12 protein-coding genes are annotated in these 16,517 nt (G+C 72.3%); 10 read left to right on the top strand and 2 right to left on the bottom strand.

Features of this window, described 5'->3' with window-relative positions:
• The first annotated feature begins 5 nt into the window (after positions 1 to 5).
• The 8 genes from AB0D94_RS05410 to AB0D94_RS05375 all read left to right on the top strand — a co-directional run bounded on the left by AB0D94_RS05410 (position 6) and on the right by AB0D94_RS05375 (position 9,826).
• A complete protein-coding gene (locus AB0D94_RS05410) occupies positions 6 to 1,520 on the top strand; it encodes a gamma-aminobutyraldehyde dehydrogenase (protein ID WP_362046442.1) in 1,515 nt (504 codons plus the stop codon).
• Between the two features lie 51 nt (positions 1,521 to 1,571).
• The gene (locus tag AB0D94_RS05405) at positions 1,572 to 2,819 is read left to right on the top strand and encodes a spermidine/putrescine ABC transporter substrate-binding protein (RefSeq protein ID WP_362045864.1); all 1,248 of its coding nucleotides are present in this window, start codon (positions 1,572 to 1,574) and stop codon (positions 2,817 to 2,819) included.
• Between the two features lie 139 nt (positions 2,820 to 2,958).
• Entirely contained in the window at positions 2,959 to 4,107 is a 1,149-nt protein-coding gene (locus AB0D94_RS05400) for an ABC transporter ATP-binding protein (RefSeq protein ID WP_362045860.1), read from the top strand.
• Positions 4,104 to 5,033, top strand: coding sequence for an ABC transporter permease (locus tag AB0D94_RS05395; RefSeq protein WP_362045857.1), 930 nt, complete (start codon positions 4,104 to 4,106; stop codon positions 5,031 to 5,033). The genes AB0D94_RS05400 and AB0D94_RS05395 overlap by 4 nt, the downstream gene beginning before the upstream one ends.
• Positions 5,033 to 5,839, top strand: coding sequence for an ABC transporter permease (locus AB0D94_RS05390; protein ID WP_362045853.1), 807 nt, complete (start codon positions 5,033 to 5,035; stop codon positions 5,837 to 5,839). Before AB0D94_RS05395 ends, AB0D94_RS05390 begins: the two co-directional genes overlap by 1 nt.
• Before the next feature lie 22 nt (positions 5,840 to 5,861).
• Complete coding sequence (locus tag AB0D94_RS05385; protein WP_362045850.1) at positions 5,862 to 7,280, top strand: FAD-dependent oxidoreductase; 1,419 nt, start codon at positions 5,862 to 5,864, stop codon at positions 7,278 to 7,280.
• 190 nt (positions 7,281 to 7,470) lie between these two features.
• On the top strand, positions 7,471 to 7,935 hold the full coding sequence (locus AB0D94_RS05380; RefSeq protein WP_362045847.1) for a hypothetical protein: 465 nt from the start codon (positions 7,471 to 7,473) through the stop codon (positions 7,933 to 7,935).
• 70 nt (positions 7,936 to 8,005) lie between these two features.
• Entirely contained in the window at positions 8,006 to 9,826 is a 1,821-nt protein-coding gene (locus AB0D94_RS05375) for a glycoside hydrolase family 18 protein (RefSeq protein ID WP_362045844.1), read from the top strand.
• Here AB0D94_RS05375 and AB0D94_RS05370 read toward each other — a convergent pair.
• Both AB0D94_RS05370 and gabT read right to left on the bottom strand, forming a co-directional pair.
• Entirely contained in the window at positions 9,792 to 10,613 is an 822-nt protein-coding gene (locus tag AB0D94_RS05370) for a phosphatase PAP2 family protein (RefSeq protein ID WP_362045841.1), read from the bottom strand. The two genes, AB0D94_RS05375 and AB0D94_RS05370, sit on opposite strands and share 35 nt — an antisense overlap.
• Positions 10,614 to 10,755: 142 nt before the next feature.
• Positions 10,756 to 12,090, bottom strand: a complete 1,335-nt coding sequence (gene gabT, locus AB0D94_RS05365; protein WP_362045838.1) for a 4-aminobutyrate--2-oxoglutarate transaminase — start codon at positions 12,088 to 12,090, stop codon at positions 10,756 to 10,758.
• Positions 12,091 to 12,340: 250 nt separating this feature from the next.
• Between gabT and AB0D94_RS05360 the strand changes: the two genes are divergently transcribed.
• Both AB0D94_RS05360 and AB0D94_RS05355 read left to right on the top strand, forming a co-directional pair.
• Positions 12,341 to 14,470 (top strand): ATP-binding protein, encoded by a 2,130-nt coding sequence (locus tag AB0D94_RS05360; RefSeq protein ID WP_362045835.1) that lies wholly within the window; start codon positions 12,341 to 12,343, stop codon positions 14,468 to 14,470.
• A 157-nt stretch (positions 14,471 to 14,627) separates the two neighbouring features.
• The gene (locus AB0D94_RS05355) at positions 14,628 to 16,208 is read left to right on the top strand and encodes a PucR family transcriptional regulator (RefSeq protein ID WP_362045832.1); all 1,581 of its coding nucleotides are present in this window, start codon (positions 14,628 to 14,630) and stop codon (positions 16,206 to 16,208) included.
• The last annotated feature ends 309 nt before the right edge of the window (positions 16,209 to 16,517 follow it).

Genomic DNA, 16,517 nt, shown 5'->3' with positions numbered 1-16,517 from the left:
GCGTGATGGGCAATCGCTTCCAGGTCAAGGACCGCTTCGCGGACGGCGCGCAGTACATCGACGGGCGACTGAGGTCCGGCACCTCCGGACAGTCACACACCGTGGTCGACCCGGCCACCGGTGAGGAGGTCCTCACCTACGAACTCGCGAGCACCGCGGACGTCGACGAGGCCGTCGCCGCCGCCGTCAGGGCCTTCCCGGGCTGGTCCGGCGCCACCCCCGGCGAGCGCTCCGACGCCCTGCACCGGCTGGCCGCCGTACTGGCCGAGCAGGCGGCGGACTTCGCGTACGCCGAGTCCCTCCAGTGCGGCAAGCCGATCAAGCTGTCCACGGAGTTCGACGTGCCGGGGACCATCGACAACACCGCCTTCTTCGCCGGGGCCGCGCGCCACCTCCAGGGGCAGGCCGCGGCCGAGTACTCCGGGGACCACACCTCCTACGTACGCCGCGAGGCCATCGGGGTCATCGGGTCCATCGCACCCTGGAACTACCCCCTCCAGATGGCCGCCTGGAAGATCCTCCCGGCCATCGCCGCGGGCAACACCATCGTCCTGAAGCCCGCCGAGCTCACCCCGCTGACCTCCCTGATGTTCGCGCAGGCCGCCAAGGACGCGGGCCTGCCCGACGGGGTGATCAACATCGTCACCGGCGCGGGCCGGGAGGCCGGAGAGCACCTGGTCGGCCACCCGGACGTGGTCATGACCTCCTTCACCGGCTCGACCGCCGTCGGCAAGCGGGTCGCCGAGATCGCCACCGCCACCGTCAAGCGGCTCCACCTCGAACTCGGCGGCAAGGCCCCCTTCCTCGTCTTCGACGACGCCGACCTGGAGGCCGCCGCACACGGGGCCGTGGCCGCCTCCCTCATCAACACCGGCCAGGACTGCACCGCGGCGACCCGCGCCTACGTCCAGCGCCCGCTGCACGACGCCTTCGTCGCCCGGGTCGCCGAGCTGATGGAGACCGTGCGCCTGGGCGACCCCTTCGCGCCCACCACGGACCTCGGCCCGCTGGTCTCCCACGCCCAGCGGGACCGCGTCGCCGGCTTCGTCGAACGCGCCCGCGGCTACGCCACCGTGGTCACCGGCGGCGAGATCCCGGGAGGCGAGCTCGCCGAAGGCGCGTACTACCGGCCCACCCTCATCGCCGGCGCCGCCCAGGACAGCGAGGTGGTCCAGTCCGAGATCTTCGGCCCGGTCCTCGTCGTCCTGCCCTTCGACACCGACGACGAGGGCATCGCGCTGGCCAACGACACCCCGTACGGACTCGCCGCCTCCGCGTGGAGCCGCGACCTGTACCGGGCGAACCGCGCCACCCGCGAGATCAAGGCGGGCTGCGTGTGGGTCAACGACCACATTCCGATCATCAGCGAGATGCCCCACGGCGGCTACAAGTCGAGCGGTTTCGGAAAGGACATGAGCAGCTACTCCTTCGAGGAGTACACGCAGGTCAAGCACGTGATGTACGACAACACAGCGGTCGCCGCGAAGGACTGGCACCGCACCGTCTTCGGGGACAGATAGCCACCCGCCGCCGGACCAGCGGCCAGCACCCATCCCGAAAGGGCAACGCGCATGGAGCAGTTCGAGCCCGACCGCCTCTCGGCGGCGCAACTCGCCGCGATGCGGCGCAGCCTCACCAGTGGACGCGGCGCACTCACCCGCCGCTCGCTGCTGCGCGCCTCCGGAGTCGGAGCGCTCACCGTCGCAGGCCTGTCCGCCCTCACCGCCTGCGGCATCCCGCCCGCCAAGCGCGAGGGCGACGCGGTGGCCTCCGACGACCACTCGGAGCAGGAGAAGCAGATCAACTTCTCCAACTGGACCGAGTACATGGACACCAGCGAGGACGAGAAGACCCGCCCCACGCTGGACGAGTTCACCGAGCGGACCGGCATCAAGGTCAAGTACACCGAGGACATCAACGACAACGTCGAGTTCTTCGGCAAGATCCGCCCGCAGCTCGCGGCCGGCCAGGACACCGGCCGCGACCTGATCGTCGTCACCGACTGGCTCGCCGCCCGCATCATCCGCCTCGGCTGGGCGCAGAAGCTCGACCCCTCCCACCTGCCGCACGCCTACGCCAACCTGATCCCGCAGTTCCGCACCCCGGACTGGGACCCGGGCCGCGCCTACAGCTACCCGTGGACCGGCATCGACACCGTCATCGCCTACAACACCAAGGCCACCGGCGGGAAGAAGGTCGACTCCGTCACGCAGATGCTCGACGACCCCTCCCTCAAGGGCCGCGTCGGCTTCCTCACCGAGATGCGCGACAGCGTCGGCATGACCCTGCTCGACCAGGGCAAGGACCCGGCGAAGTTCACCACCGCCGACTTCGACGGGGCGATCGGCCGGCTCCAGAAGGGCGTGGACACCAAGCAGATCCGCCGCTTCACCGGCAACGACTACACGGCGGACCTCGACAAGGGCGACCTCGCCGCGTGCCTCGCCTGGGCGGGCGACGTCATCCAGCTCCAGGCCGGCAACCCGGACATCCAGTACGCGATCCCGGCGCCCGGCTACATCACCTCCAGCGACAACCTGCTGGTCCCCGTCAAGGCCCGGCACAAGGCCAACGCCGAGAAGCTCATCGACTTCTACTACGAGCCGCCGATCGCCGCCCAGCTGGCCGCGTTCATCAGCTACGTGTGCCCGGTCGAGGGCGTCAAGGAGGAGCTGGCCAAGATCGACCCCGCACTCGCGGACAACCCGCTGATCGTCCCGGACAAGGCGATGGCCGCCAAGGCCCACGCCTTCCGCTCGCTGAGCAGCGAGGAAGAGACGGCGTACGAAGAGAAGTTCGCCAAGCTCATCGGCGCCTAGCGCCTAGCGCCTAGCGCCTAGCGCTCAGCCCAGCGCCCTGCGCCTCCGGCCGGCGTCGCCTACCGCCTGCCGCGTGGCGCGCCCCGGCCCGCTCCGCCGAGTCCTTGACCCTTCCCCCACCCAACCCCGGGACCCACCGATGACTGACAAGACCGCGGGCGGCGATGTCCGCCTCACCGGGATCAGCAAGCACTACGGCACCTTCACCGCCGTGCACCCGCTGGACCTGACCATTCCCCAGGGCTCCTTCTTCGCCCTGCTCGGCGCCTCGGGCTGCGGGAAGACCACCACCCTGCGCATGATCGCCGGCCTGGAGGAGCCGTCCACCGGCACGGTCCACCTCGGAGACCGGGAGGTCACCGACCTGCCGCCGTACAAGCGGCCGGTCAACACGGTCTTCCAGAGCTACGCCCTCTTCCCGCACCTGAGCATCTACGAGAACGTCGCCTTCGGGCTGCGCCGCCGCGGCATAAAGTCCGTCAAGAAGCAGGTCGACGACATGCTGGAGCTGGTCCAGCTCGGCGAGCAGGCCGGCAAGAAGCCGCACCAGCTCTCCGGCGGCCAGCAGCAGCGCGTAGCCGTCGCCCGGGCCCTGATCAACCACCCCCAGGTGCTCCTCCTCGACGAGCCCCTCGGCGCCCTCGACCTCAAGCTGCGCCGCCAGATGCAGCTGGAGCTCAAGCGCATCCAGACCGAGGTGGGCATCACCTTCGTGCACGTCACGCACGACCAGGAAGAGGCCATGACGATGGCCGACACCGTCGCCGTGATGAACGGCGGCCGCGTCGAGCAGCTCGGCGCGCCCGCCGAGCTGTACGAGAACCCGGGCACCACCTTCGTCGCCAACTTCCTGGGCACCTCGAACCTCATCGAGGCCGGGGTGGAGTCCGCCGGCTCCGAGGTGGTCGTCTCCGCCTCCGGTACGAAGCTCCGGCTCCCGGCGGCCCGCTGCGCGACCACCCCCCGCGCGGGCGGGAAACTGCTGGTCGGGGTACGCCCGGAGAAGATCTCCCTGGTGCACGCCGACGAGGAGCACACCGTCGCCGCGGGCCGCAACAAGATCCCCGGCCGGATCGCCGCCTCCTCCTTCATCGGCGTGTCCACCCAGTACGTCATCGACAGCCAGGTCTGCCCCGAGCTGGAGGTCTACGCCCAGAACATCGAGCGGGACGCCCGCCTGGTCCCGGGCGCCGAGGTGATCCTGCACTGGAACCCGGAGCACACCTTCGGCCTCGACGCCGCCCAGGCCATCGACGCGGGCATCGAGACGGTGGAGGAGAACGCATGACCACCGTCGCGGCGCCGCCCCAGGCGCCCGCCCCCGCCGAACCCCCGGTGCACAAGCCGTCCGCACGCAAGCGGCTGGTCCCGTACTGGCTGCTGCTCCCCGGCATCCTGTGGCTGCTGGTCTTCTTCGTGCTGCCGATGGTCTACCAGGCCTCCACCTCGGTGCAGACCGGCTCCCTCGAAGAGGGCTTCCAGGTCACCTGGCACTTCCAGACCTACTGGGACGCCTTCACCGAGTACTACCCGCAGTTCTTGCGCTCCCTGCTCTACGCGGGCACCGCCACCGCACTGTGCCTGCTCCTCGGGTACCCGCTGGCCTACCTGATCGCCTTCAAGGCGGGCCGCTGGCGCAACCTGCTGCTGGTGCTGGTCATCGCCCCGTTCTTCACCAGCTTCCTGATCCGCACCCTCGCCTGGAAGACGATCCTGGCCGACGGCGGCCCGGTGGTCGCCGTGCTGAACAGCATCGGCTTCCTCGACGTCACGAGCTGGCTCGGCATGACCCAGGGGGACCGGGTGCTGGCCACGCCGCTCGCGGTCGTCTGCGGTCTGACGTACAACTTCCTGCCCTTCATGATCCTGCCGCTGTACTCCTCGCTGGAGCGCATCGACACCCGCCTCCACGAGGCCGCCGGGGACCTGTACGCCCGCCCCGCCACGGTCTTCCGGAAGGTGACCTTCCCGCTGTCCATGCCGGGCGTGGTCTCCGGGACCCTGCTGACCTTCATCCCGGCGAGCGGCGACTACGTCAACGCCGAGCTGCTCGGCTCCACGGACACCCGGATGATCGGCAACGTCATCCAGTCGCAGTACCTCCGGATCCTCGACTACCCGACGGCGGCCGCGCTGTCCTTCATCCTCATGGCCATCGTGCTGATCATGGTCACCATCTACATCCGCCGAGCGGGGACGGAGGACCTGGTCTGATGCGCAACCCACTCGCCTGGCTCCGGCGCAATCTGGTCGTCATCGCGGGCCTCGGCACGCTCGCGTACATGATCCTGCCGAACCTCGTCGTGACCGTCTTCTCCTTCAACAACCCCTCCGGGCGGTTCAACTACGCCTGGCAGGAGTTCTCGCTCGACGCCTGGAAGGACCCCTGCGGGGTCGCCGACCTGTGCGGCTCGCTCTCGCTCTCGCTCCAGATCGCCCTGTGGTCCACGCTCGCCGCGACCGCCCTGGGCACCGCGATCGCCTTCGCGCTGGTGCGCTACCGCTTCCGGGCGCGCGGGGCGGTCAACTCGCTGATCTTCCTGCCCATGGCGATGCCCGAGATCGTGATGGCCGCCTCGCTGCTGGCGCTCTTCCTCAACATGGGCATCCAGCTGGGCTTCTGGACGATCCTGATCGCCCACATCATGTTCTGCCTCAGCTTCGTCGTCGCCGCCGTCAAGGCGCGCGTCCTGTCCATGGACCCGCGGCTGGAGGAGGCCGCCCGCGACCTCTACGCGGGGCCGGTGCAGACCTTCGTACGCGTCACCCTGCCGATCGCGGCGCCCGGTATCGCGGCGGGAGCGCTGCTCTCCTTCGCACTCTCCTTCGACGACTTCATCATCACCAACTTCAACTCGGGCAACACCGTCACCTTCCCCATGTTCGTGTGGGGATCGGCCCAGCGCGGTACGCCCGTGCAGATCAACGTCATCGGCACGGCGATGTTCGTCATCGCGGTGCTGGTGGTCCTCGCCGGCCAGATGGTCGGCAACCGCCGCAAGAAGGCACAACCGAAGTAGACCCTGTAGGGAGTTGGAAGCCATGGCCCCAGTCGCCATGCGTAGTGTTGCGAAATCCCTTTCGGAAGCGAAGCCGGTCTCGTACTGGCTGGACGACCCCGGCAAGCCCGCCCCCCAGCCGGCGCTGACCTCCGACGAGCGCTGCGACCTGCTGGTCGTCGGGGCCGGCTACAGCGGGCTGTGGACCGCGCTCCTCGCCAAGGAGCGCGACCCCGGGCGGGACGTCGTGGTGATCGAGAGCAAGGAGGCGGGCTGGGCCGCCTCCGGCCGCAACGGCGGCTTCTGCGCCGCCTCCCTCACCCACGGCCTCGGCAACGGGCTGGCCCGCTGGCCCGGCGAGCTGAAGAGGCTGGAGGAGCTGGGCGCGCGCAACCTCGACGCCATCGAGGAGGCGGTCGCCCGCTACGGCATCGACTGCGACTTCGAGCGGACCGGCGAGATCGACGTGGCCACCGAACCGCACCAGGTCGAGGAGCTGCGCGAACTGCACGAGGAGGCACAGCGCCTGGGTCTCGCGGACGGCTCCGAATGGCTGGACCGCGACGCCCTGCGCGCCGAGGTCGACTCCCCGACCTTCCTCGCGGGCCTCTGGGACCGGGACGGCGTCGCCATGCTCAACCCGGCGAAGCTGGCCTGGGGCCTCAAGCAGGCGTGCCTGGACCTCGGGGTGCGGATCTACGAGAACACCCGCGGCCTGAAGATGGCCCCGGCCGGCGCCGGCATGACCGTCCAGACCCCCTACGGCACGATCCTGGCGCGCCGGGTCGCCCTGGGCACCAACATCTTCCCGTCGCTGGTCAAGCGGATCCGCCCGTTCACTGTCCCGGTCTACGACTACGCGCTGATGAGCGAGCCGCTGGACGAGGCCCAGCTGGCCTCGATCGGCTGGAAGAACCGGCAGGGGCTGGGCGACAGCGCCAACCAGTTCCACTACTTCCGGATCACCCGGGACCACCGGATCCTGTGGGGCGGCTACGACGCGATCTACCCCTACCGGGGGAAGCTCGACTCCGAGTACGACCACCGCCCCGAGACCTACCTCACGCTCGCGGAGCACTTCTTCACCGCCTTCCCGCAGCTGGAGGGGCTGAAGTTCAGCCACGCCTGGGGCGGGGCGATCGACACCTGCTCGCGCTTCTCGGCCTTCTTCGGCACGGCGCACTCCGGGAAGGTCGCCTACGCGGCCGGCTACACCGGGCTCGGCGTCGGCGCCACGCGCTTCGGCGCGGACGTGATGCTGGACCTGCTCGACGGCCTCGACACCGAACGCACCCGGCTGGAGATGGTCCGCACCAAGCCGATGCCCTTCCCGCCGGAGCCCTTCGCCTGGACCGGGATCACCCTCACCAAGTGGTCGCTGGCCCGCGCCGACCGCAAGGGCGGTCACCGCAACCTGTGGCTCAGGACGCTGGACCGCCTCGGCCTCGGCTTCGACAGCTGAGCCGCCGCCGGTACCCAGCTGATCCGCTCATGTGCTGATCGAGGTCCGCACGCCCGGCGCACTCCGCCGGTCACCGCGTGACCCGATTCACCACCACGGAGCAACGGAACCCGCGTCATAGCCGCGGACGGCCCCGCTCTCTCCCGGTGAGAACCCTTCACCGGAGCACGAGACGAACGGAGGCCGGGCGATGACCGACCCGGAGGCCAAGACGGCAGTGGAATGGCTGGTATCGGCGGCGCCGGATCCCGAGGCCTGCCGGTGGGAGTGGGAGCGCAACCCCCTCGGGGTCGCCCTGCTGCCCGCCGGCCGGCGCTGGGACGTGCTGATCCTGCCCGGCGAGCTGGGGCGGGCCACCCTCGACGTGCTGTACCTGCTCCTCGACCGGCCCGGCCCGGTGCTCGCCGATTTCGGCAACTCCCGGCTGGGCTTCTTCGTGCCCCCGGGCACGGCGTCCCGCTGGGTCGGCACGGGTGTGCGCGGAGCCGGGCGCGGGACCTGGATCGTGGTCCCGTATCCCGGCCGGGCGACCGGCGGCGTGCGCTGGATGGTGCTCCCGGACGGCTGGGGCACGCTCACCGACCCGGCCGTGCTGGAGCTCGCGATGCACGAGGCGGCCGGGCGCGTGCTGGCGGAGGAGGGCCGGAAGTCTTGACAAGGGTATTGGTCTGGACCATCTTGGGCGCCGCTGACCCCCTCCATCCCCCCATGCCCCGGAGGCAGTTGTGCGCAGAGCCTGGTCCATCCTCACGGCCGCCGCCCTGGCGGCGGCCGGATTCCTCGCCGCGGGACCGCCCGCCGCGGCTGCCGACGCCGACCTCGTACGCAACGGCGGCTTCGAGGCCGGCCTCGACGGCTGGAGCTGCTCGGCAGGCAGCGGAACCCTCGTCACCACACCGGTCCACGGCGGCGCTTCCGCCCTCCGGGCCACCCCGGCCGGCCAGGACAACGCCCGCTGCTCCCAGACCGTCACGGTGAGACCCGACTCCGCCTACACCCTCGGCGCCTGGGTCCAGGGCGCCTACGTCTACCTCGGCGCGACCGGGACGGGCACCACCGACGTGTCCACCTGGACGCAGACCCCCGGTGCGTGGAAGCAGCTGACGACCAGCTTCCGCACCGGCCCGGCCACCACCTCGGTGACCGTCTACACCCACGGCTGGTACGGCCAGCCCGCCCACCTCACGGACGACCTCACCCTGGTCGGCCCCGACCCCGGCGGCCCCGGCCAGCCCCAGCCCCCGGCCGCCCCCACCGGCCTGACCGCGTCCGGCGCCACCGCGAGCAGCGTGCACCTCTCCTGGACGGCGGCCCCGGGCGCCACCTCGTACAAGGTCCACCGCGACGGCGCCGCGCCCCTGGCCGTCACCGGCACCTCGGCGACGGTGACCGGCCTGGCCGCTGCCACCACGTACGCCTTCCAGGTCAGCGCGGTGAACGCGGCGGGCGAGTCCCCGAAGGGCCCGGCCGTCTCCGCGACCACGGCCAGCGGTCCGGTCGATCCCGGCGATCCCGGCAGCGGCCTGCCGGCGCACGCCCTCGTCGGCTACCTGCACGCGAGCTTCGCCAACGGCTCGGGCTACGTCCGGATGGCCGACGTGCCCGCCTCCTGGGACGTCATCAACCTCGCCTTCGGCGAACCCACTTCCGTGACCTCGGGCGACATCCGGTTCCAGCTGTGCCCGGTCGCCGAATGCCCGAACGTCGAGTCCCCGGCGGAGTTCAAGGCCGCCGTCAAGGCCAAGCAGGCGGCGGGCAAGAAGGTGCTGATCTCGATCGGCGGCCAGAACGGCCAGGTCCAGCTCGCGACCACGGCCGCCCGCGACACCTTCGTCTCCTCCGTCAGCAAGATCATCGACGAGTACGGGCTCGACGGCCTGGACATCGACTTCGAGGGCCACTCCCTCTCCCTGGCCACCGGGGACACCGACTTCCGCGCCCCCACCACCCCGGTGATCGTCAACCTGATCTCGGCCGTGAAGACCCTGAAGGCCAAGTACGGACCGGACTTCGTCCTGACCATGGCCCCGGAGACCTTCTTCGTCCAGCTCGGCTACCAGTTCTACGGCTCCGGCCCCTGGGGCGGCCAGGACCCGCGCGCGGGCGCGTACCTCCCGGTCATCCACGCCCTGCGCGACGACCTCACCCTGCTCCACGTCCAGGACTACAACTCGGGCCCGATCATGGGCCTCGACAACCAGTACCACTCCATGGGCGGCGCCGACTTCCACATCGCCATGACCGACATGCTGCTCACCGGCTTCCCGGTCGCGGGCAACGCCGACCGGGTCTTCCCGCCGCTGCGCCCCGAGCAGGTCGCCATCGGCCTCCCGGCCACCACGAACGCGGGCAACGGCCACACCCCGCCCGCCGAGGTGAACAAGGCCCTGGACTGCCTGACGAAGAAGTCGGGTACGACCTGCGGCAGCTACCAGACGCACGGCACCTGGCCCGCCCTGCGCGGGCTGATGACCTGGTCGATCAACTGGGACCGCTTCGGCGGCTGGGAGTTCAGCCGGAACTTCGACGGCTACTTCGGCGGCTGAACCCGCCGGACCGGCTGAACCCGCTCACCGCCAGCAGCAGCGGCACGCACAGGAAGCAGCTGGCCAGGACGTCCAGCGGCCAGTGGAAGCCGCGCAGCACCAGCCCGGTGGCCGTCGCCCCCACCAGCACGAGGGCGACGGCCACCGGCCAGTTCCGGCGGGTGTACGGGGAGACCAGCAGGGCCGCGCCGAGGTAGGCGACGGCCGCGGTGGCCGTGTGGCCCGAGGGGTAGTAGCCGGCCGCCCAGGGCTCCAGCGGGCCCGGCCGGGCGGTCCATTCCTTGAGCGGCACGACCAGGACCGGTACCAGGGCCATGGCCAGCCCCGCCGCCAGGGCGCCGCGCCGGTCCCCGCGCCAGGCGGCGTACGCCATGGCCAAGGCGAGGACGGGTACGGCGACGGGGATGTTGCCGAGGTCGGCGAGGCGTTCGGTGACCGCGTCGGGCGCGGCGCGCACCAGGGCGCGGCCGAGGCGTTCGTCGGCGGCCGACAGGGGGCCCGCGACGAGAACCTGCCAGGTGATCAGGCAGAGCGCCAGCAGGGAGAACGCGGCCGGCGGGGCGGCCTGTCGGAGAGTGGCGCGCCGGAGAGTGGCCGGCCGTCCCGGAACAGGGGGGATGGTTCCGGGACGGCCGCCCGGACCGGGTTGCCGTGCGCCCCGGGGGGTTTGGGGCGTACGACTGTCCGATCGGTGAGGAGTGTGCGCGAACGCATGCCCAGTGCGGCGCTGGGGAAGCCCGGTACTGGTGTCGCCCCCGGTCTCCCGGGAGCGGGGTGTCTCACTCATCTGCAGAAACCGTACGGCAGCGAAAGGGGGACCGACAGCGGGATCGCGCTCCCGCCATCGGCCCCCCACACCTTCTTCACAGCGCCCGACGGTTACCGGCGGTACCGGGCGGGCGTTGCGTTCGGGCGTTCTAGCCGTTCGATCAGATGCCCGCGAACGCGGCCTCGATGATATCCAGGCCCTCGTTCAGCAGGTCCTCGCCGATGACGATCGGCGGCAGGAAGCGGAGCACGTTGCCGTAGGTGCCGCAGGTGAGGACGAGCAGGCCCTCGGCGTGGCAGGCCTTGGCGAGCGCGCCGGCCGCCTCCGGGAACGGGGTCTTGGAGACCGGGTCCTTGACGAGCTCGATCGCGATCATGGCGCCGCGGCCGCGGATGTCGCCGATGATGTCGTACTTCTCCTGCATGGCCGTCAGGCGGGCCTTCATGAGGGACTCGATCTTCTTCGCCGCGGCGTTGAGGTCGAGCTCCTTCATGGTCTCGATGGAGCCGAGCGCACCGGCGCACGCCACCGGGTTGCCGCCGTAGGTGCCGCCCAGGCCACCCGCGTGGGCGGAGTCCATGATCTCGGCGCGGCCGGTCACGGCGGCGAGCGGCAGACCGCCCGCGATGCCCTTGGCCGTGGTGATCAGGTCGGGGACGATGCCCTCGTCCTCACACGCGAACCACTGGCCGGTACGGCAGAAGCCGGACTGGATCTCGTCGGCGACGAAGACGATGCCGTTGTCGTTGGCGAACTTCACGATGGCCGGCAGGAAGCCCTTGGCCGGCTCGATGAAGCCGCCCTCGCCGAGGACCGGCTCGATGATGATCGCGGCGACGTTGTCGGCGCCGATCTGCTTGGTGATCTGGTCGATCGCCTGGGCGGCGGCCTCGGGGCCGCAGTTCTCGGCGCCGGTGGGCCAGCGGTAGCCGTAGGCGACCGGGACGCGGTAGACCTCGGGGGCGAACGGCCCGAAGCCCTGCTTGTACGGCATGTTCTTCGAGGTCAGCGCCATCGTCAGGTTGGTACGGCCGTGGTAGCCGTGGTCGAAGACGACGACCGCCTGGCGCTTGGTGTACGAACGGGCGATCTTGACGGCGTTCTCGACGGCCTCGGCGCCGGAGTTGAACAGCGCCGACTTCTTGGCGTGGTCGCCCGGGGTCAGCTCGGCGAGGGCCTCGCAGACCTCGACGTAGCCCTCGTACGGCGTGACCATGAAGCAGGTGTGCGTGAAGTCCGCGAGCTGCGCGGAGGCGCGGCGCACGACGGCCTCGGCGGAGGCGCCGACCGAGGTCACGGCGATGCCGGAACCGAAGTCGATCAGGCGGTTGCCGTCGACGTCCTCGATGATGCCGCCGCCCGCGCGGGCCGTGAAGACGGGGAGCACGGAGCCCACGCCGCCGGCCACCGTCTCGAGGCGGCGGGCCTGCAGCTCCTGCGACTTGGGGCCGGGGATCGCGGTGACGATGCGGCGCTCCTGCGGGACAGCGGTCATAGAGGGCTCCTGGGGGGGTGTTTTCGGACGCACTTGTGTCTTTGTCCGCAGGCTAGGCCCGGGGAAGGGGGTACGGCATGCTCCGTTCGGGAGTGATGCCCGCGTGTCCTTGTCCGTGACGGCCATAGGAAGGACACGAGGACTCTCCCCCGGAGGGTCCGGCGAAACCACGCGCGGTACGGCCCACGACCCGCGCCGGGCCACTACATTGAGCGGCGCAGCGCAGGAACGGGTAGGGGGCAGGGGTTTCATGGACACCGACGGCACGCACGAGACGCGCCCGCCAGGTACCGGGCGGATCCCCCGCCCGGCCGACCCGCCCACCCCCGGCCTTCCGCCCAGGCCCTCCCACGCACCGGCGGCGGGGCCGTCGCTCGGCGACTGGCTGCGCGTCCCGCGCGCCTCCGACGGGCCGGGCGTCTGGACCTACGGGCACGTGCCGCGCCCCGCCGAGGAGCCCGAGAGGACCCCGACCCGCCAGCTGATCAGCGGAGCCCTCATCGCCCTGCTGGCCGGGCTGCTCCTGTGGTCCCTGCTGTGGAACGGCTACCTCGGCGGATTCTGGCTCTGGCCCCTCTACATGTTCACGCCCGACTCCTGGGCCAACACCAACGCCGCCGTGGTGGCCTCGTACATCTGGTACGCCGTCGTCGCGGGGGCCCTGATCTTCGGCTTCGGCCGCCTCGGCCGCTGGCCCGAGCTGGGTCTCAGACTGGTCGGAGGCGACGCCGCACGGGCCGCACAGCCCGCCCCTCCGGCCCGCGTCGAAGCGGGGAAGCCGGACGACCCCGCCGGATGGCCGCAGGTGCGGGCCGCCGGGCTGGCGGAGGCGGCCGAGCGGCTCGGCGGGGAGATCGCCGCCGGGCGGATGAACGACGTGGACTACGCGCGCATCCGCCGCGCCTGGGACTCCGTACGCGTCGACCCCTCCCGGCTGCGGGCCTTCGCCGACGCCGTACGGGACAAGGGCGCCGGGGCCTGCGTCCACCCCTCCGGCGCCCGGGACCTGCCCGCGCGGGCCGCCCGGCACGACCTGCTGGCCCGACAAGTGCTGCTGGGCGCGGCCGTGGACGGGGCGCAGAACCCCTACGCCCGCCGCGGCACCGGCCTCGCCCTCGACCCCGACGTCCTCGGCACCTCCCTGCTGGCCGTCGGCCCCTCCGGCACCGGCAAGACCGCCCGGCTGGTGCGGCCCGTCGTGGAGTCCCTCGCACTCCAGGCGCTCGCCGGCCAGGCCGCCGTCGTCGCCGTCGGCGCGGCCGGGACCCGGCTCGGCCCGGACTCCGCCTACGACGTCGTGGTCCGCGTCGGCGACCCCGCCTCCGTCTACGACCTCGACCTGTACGGCGGCACCACCGACCCCGACGAGGCCGCCACCCTCCTCGCCGAGGCCTTCGTCGGAGACGTCCCGGGCATCGACGTACGCCGCGCCGCGACGGCCCTCGCCCAGCTGCTCGGGCCGTTCCGCGCCGCGTACGGCCGCTTCCCCGCCGTACCCGAGCTGCGCGAGCTCCTCGACCAGGTCCCGTCCGCCCTCGCCGGCCTGCGGCGCAGGCTCGACGAGGCCGGGCAGCTCACCATGCTGCGCGAGCTCGACGCGCGGGAGCGGCAGCACGGGGCCCCCGCCGACCCGGGACCGGCCCTCGCCGACCGGGTGGCCCTGCTCGACCGGCCCGCCTTCGCGGCCTTCTTCAACGTCGGGGCCTGCGACGGGGACGACTTCGAGGCCGGCCAGGGCCGGCCCTTCTCGCTGCGCGCCCTGGAACACCCGATCCGGGTCCGCGTCGACCTGCCCGAGCGCGGGCACGCCGACGCCTCCCGCATGCTGGCCCGGCTGCTGCTCGCCCAGTTCAACGCCGCCGCCGCGGCCCGCACCGACCGCTCCCTCTTCGCCTTCCTCGCCATCGACGACGCCTCGCACACCCTCACCCCGGAGACCGTGCGGGGCGTGCAGCGGCTGCGCTCGGCCAACGCGGGCGTCCTGCTGACGCTGCGCACGCTGGACGACGTACCGGAGGCGCTGCGGACGCCGCTCCTCGGGGCGGTCGGCTGCCGGATGGCCTTCTCGGGGGTCACCACCTGGGACGGCAAGCGCTTCGCGGAGGCCTGGGGCACCGAATGGGTGGAGACGCGGGACGTCACCCACCGGACCGTCTTCGCAGACCAGCCGCTGACCCGGGCCATCCACGCCTTCCGCAAGCTCGTCACGGGCAAGGCGGTCACCACGGACGCGGTGACCGTGCGGCAGGTGGAGCGGGAGCGCTGGTCCGCCTCCGACCTGGCGCACTCCGTACCGCCCGGGCACGCCGTGCTCTCGCTGACCTCCGTCCGCGGGGAGCGGGCCGCCCCGCTGCTGGTCAGGCTCACCGGGACGGCCTGAAGCGGCGGGGGCCGGACCCGCACGGCCCCGACCCGTACGGGGTGGCAGAATCGAGGGGAGCCGTTCATACGACACGGCGAAATCGGGTACGGCCCCTCTGATGCGCTTCGGCCGGACCACTTCCGCCGTCCCCTCCCGCTAAGGCTCCTGGTAACCGATGCCGCTCACCCTCGCCTCGCTCGTCCAGCACTCGGCCCTCAAGCTCAGCGTCCGGGCGGGGGAGAGCCGCCTGGACACCCCCGTGCGCTGGGCACACGTCAGCGAGCTCGCCGACCCCGTCCCCTACATGGAGGGCGGGGAACTCCTGCTGATCACCGCCATGAAGCTGGACGCCGAGGACCCCGAGGAGATGCGCCGCTACGTCCGCCGCCTCGCCGCGGCCGGGGTCGTCGGCATCGGCTTCGCGATCGGCGTCAACTACGAGGCGATCCCCGAGGCGCTGGTCGAGGCCGCGCGGACCGAGGACCTGCCCCTGCTGGAGGTGCCGCGCCGCACCCCCTTCCTCGCGATCAGCAAGGCCGTCTCCGCGGCCCTCGCCGCGGACCAGTACCGGGCCGTGACCGCCGGTTTCGAGGCGCAGCGGGAACTGACCCGGGCCGCGCTGTCCGCCGACGGGCCCGCCGACCTGCTGGCGAAGCTGGCCGCGCACGTGCACGGCTGGGCCGCGCTGTACGACACCTCCGGCGCGGTCGTCGCGGCCGCCCCCGACTGGGCCGCCCGGCGGGCCGCCCGGCTCACCCCCGACGTGGAGCGGCTGCGGGAGCGGCCCGCGCCCGCCAGCGCGGTGGTCGGCGGCTCCGAGGACCGGGTCGAGCTCCAGTCCCTGGGCACCGGCCGCCGGGCCCGGGGCGCGCTCGCCGTGGGTACGGGGGCCCCGCTGGGCACGGCCGAGCGGTACGCCGTCCACTCCGCGGTGGCGCTGCTCACCCTCACCACCGAACGCTCGCGCTCCCTGCACGACGCCGAGTCCCGGCTGGGGGCGGCCGTGCTGCGGATGCTCCTGGCCGGGGAGGCCGACCATGCGCGGGCCGTGGCCGGGGACCTGTACGGGGCCCTGCTGGAGGCGCCGTTCCGGCTGATCGTGGCCGAACCGGCACTGCCCGGCACGGCCCAGCCCGAGGGGCTGGCGCTGCTGGCCGACGCGGTGGAGTCGGCGGCCGCCCGCACCGGCGAGGCGCTGCTGGTGGTGCCGGAGCCCGGCCGGCTCGTGGTGCTGGCCGCCGACGGGGGCTCGGCCGTGCACGCCTGCGCGGACCACGCGGAGGCCCTGGAGTCCCGGCGCGGGCGCGAGGCCACCGGGCCGGAGCCGGACGAGCTGGTGGTCGGCCTGTCCGCCCCGGCGGGGCCCGGGGGTGTGGCGTCGGCCATGAAACAGGCCGACCAGGCCCTCGCCGTGGCCCGCCGCCGGGGCCGCCCGCTGGTCGAGCACGAGGAGATGGCGGCGGGCTCGGTCCTGCCGCTGCTGGCCGACGAGGCCGTACGCGCCTTCGCGGACGGCACGCTTCGGGCGCTGCGCGAGCACGACGCGGTGGGGCGCGGCGACCTGGTGGCCTCCTTGCAGGCGTGGCTCTCCCGCCACGGCCAGTGGGACGCGGCCGCGGCCGACCTCGGCGTGCACCGCCATACGCTGCGCTACCGGATGAAGCGGGTCGAGGAGATCCTGGGCCGCTCCCTCGACGACCCGGACGTCCGCATGGAACTCTGGCTCGCCCTGAAAGCCACCGCGACCCCGACCTAACCCCTGCGAGGCCGTTGCCCTCGGCCCTGCCGTGCGTGGGTGCGGCCTCGGCTGCGCCGTGCTTGCCGGGTGCGGCGGCGTTGCTGGGGCTCTGCCCCAGGCCCCGCGCCTCAATCGCCGGCGGGGCTGGGTTGGGCGTTGGATGTGGGCCGGGGACGCTCCGGAGCGTCTCCTCGGCTCGCGCACTGAGCCCCCGCTACGAATGCCTGGCCCAGGTTGCGCGCTCGTCCTGCGGGGACTCTCCTGCGCGTCCCCGTCCCACGCCTCGGCTTCGGAAGCGAGGCCTTGCGCCCGTTGGGACTCGTGGTG

Origin of the sequence: Streptomyces sp. NPDC048255, from assembly GCF_040652415.1 — a bacterium.
GTDB lineage: Bacteria > Actinomycetota > Actinomycetes > Streptomycetales > Streptomycetaceae > Streptomyces.
The sequence above is the reverse complement of the archived record's forward strand: the minus strand, read 5'-3'. Positions and strand labels throughout refer to the sequence as shown.

Bases quoted from the DNA above. Each gene is read 5' to 3' on its own strand.
- gabT (WP_362045838.1), bottom strand. From the start codon at position 12,090: ATGACCGCTGTCCCGCAGGAGCGCCGCATCGTCACCGCGATCCCCGGC.
- AB0D94_RS05355 (WP_362045832.1), top strand. From the start codon at position 14,628: ATGCCGCTCACCCTCGCCTCGCTCGTCCAGCACTCGGCCCTCAAGCTC.
- AB0D94_RS05400 (WP_362045860.1), top strand. From the start codon at position 2,959: ATGACTGACAAGACCGCGGGCGGCGATGTCCGCCTCACCGGGATCAGC.
- AB0D94_RS05385 (WP_362045850.1), top strand. From the start codon at position 5,862: ATGGCCCCAGTCGCCATGCGTAGTGTTGCGAAATCCCTTTCGGAAGCG.
- AB0D94_RS05370 (WP_362045841.1), bottom strand. From the start codon at position 10,613: ATGAGTGAGACACCCCGCTCCCGGGAGACCGGGGGCGACACCAGTACC.
- AB0D94_RS05360 (WP_362045835.1), top strand. From the start codon at position 12,341: ATGGACACCGACGGCACGCACGAGACGCGCCCGCCAGGTACCGGGCGG.
- AB0D94_RS05410 (WP_362046442.1), top strand. From the start codon at position 6: ATGGGCAATCGCTTCCAGGTCAAGGACCGCTTCGCGGACGGCGCGCAG.
- AB0D94_RS05390 (WP_362045853.1), top strand. From the start codon at position 5,033: ATGCGCAACCCACTCGCCTGGCTCCGGCGCAATCTGGTCGTCATCGCG.
- AB0D94_RS05395 (WP_362045857.1), top strand. From the start codon at position 4,104: ATGACCACCGTCGCGGCGCCGCCCCAGGCGCCCGCCCCCGCCGAACCC.
- AB0D94_RS05380 (WP_362045847.1), top strand. From the start codon at position 7,471: ATGACCGACCCGGAGGCCAAGACGGCAGTGGAATGGCTGGTATCGGCG.
- AB0D94_RS05405 (WP_362045864.1), top strand. From the start codon at position 1,572: ATGGAGCAGTTCGAGCCCGACCGCCTCTCGGCGGCGCAACTCGCCGCG.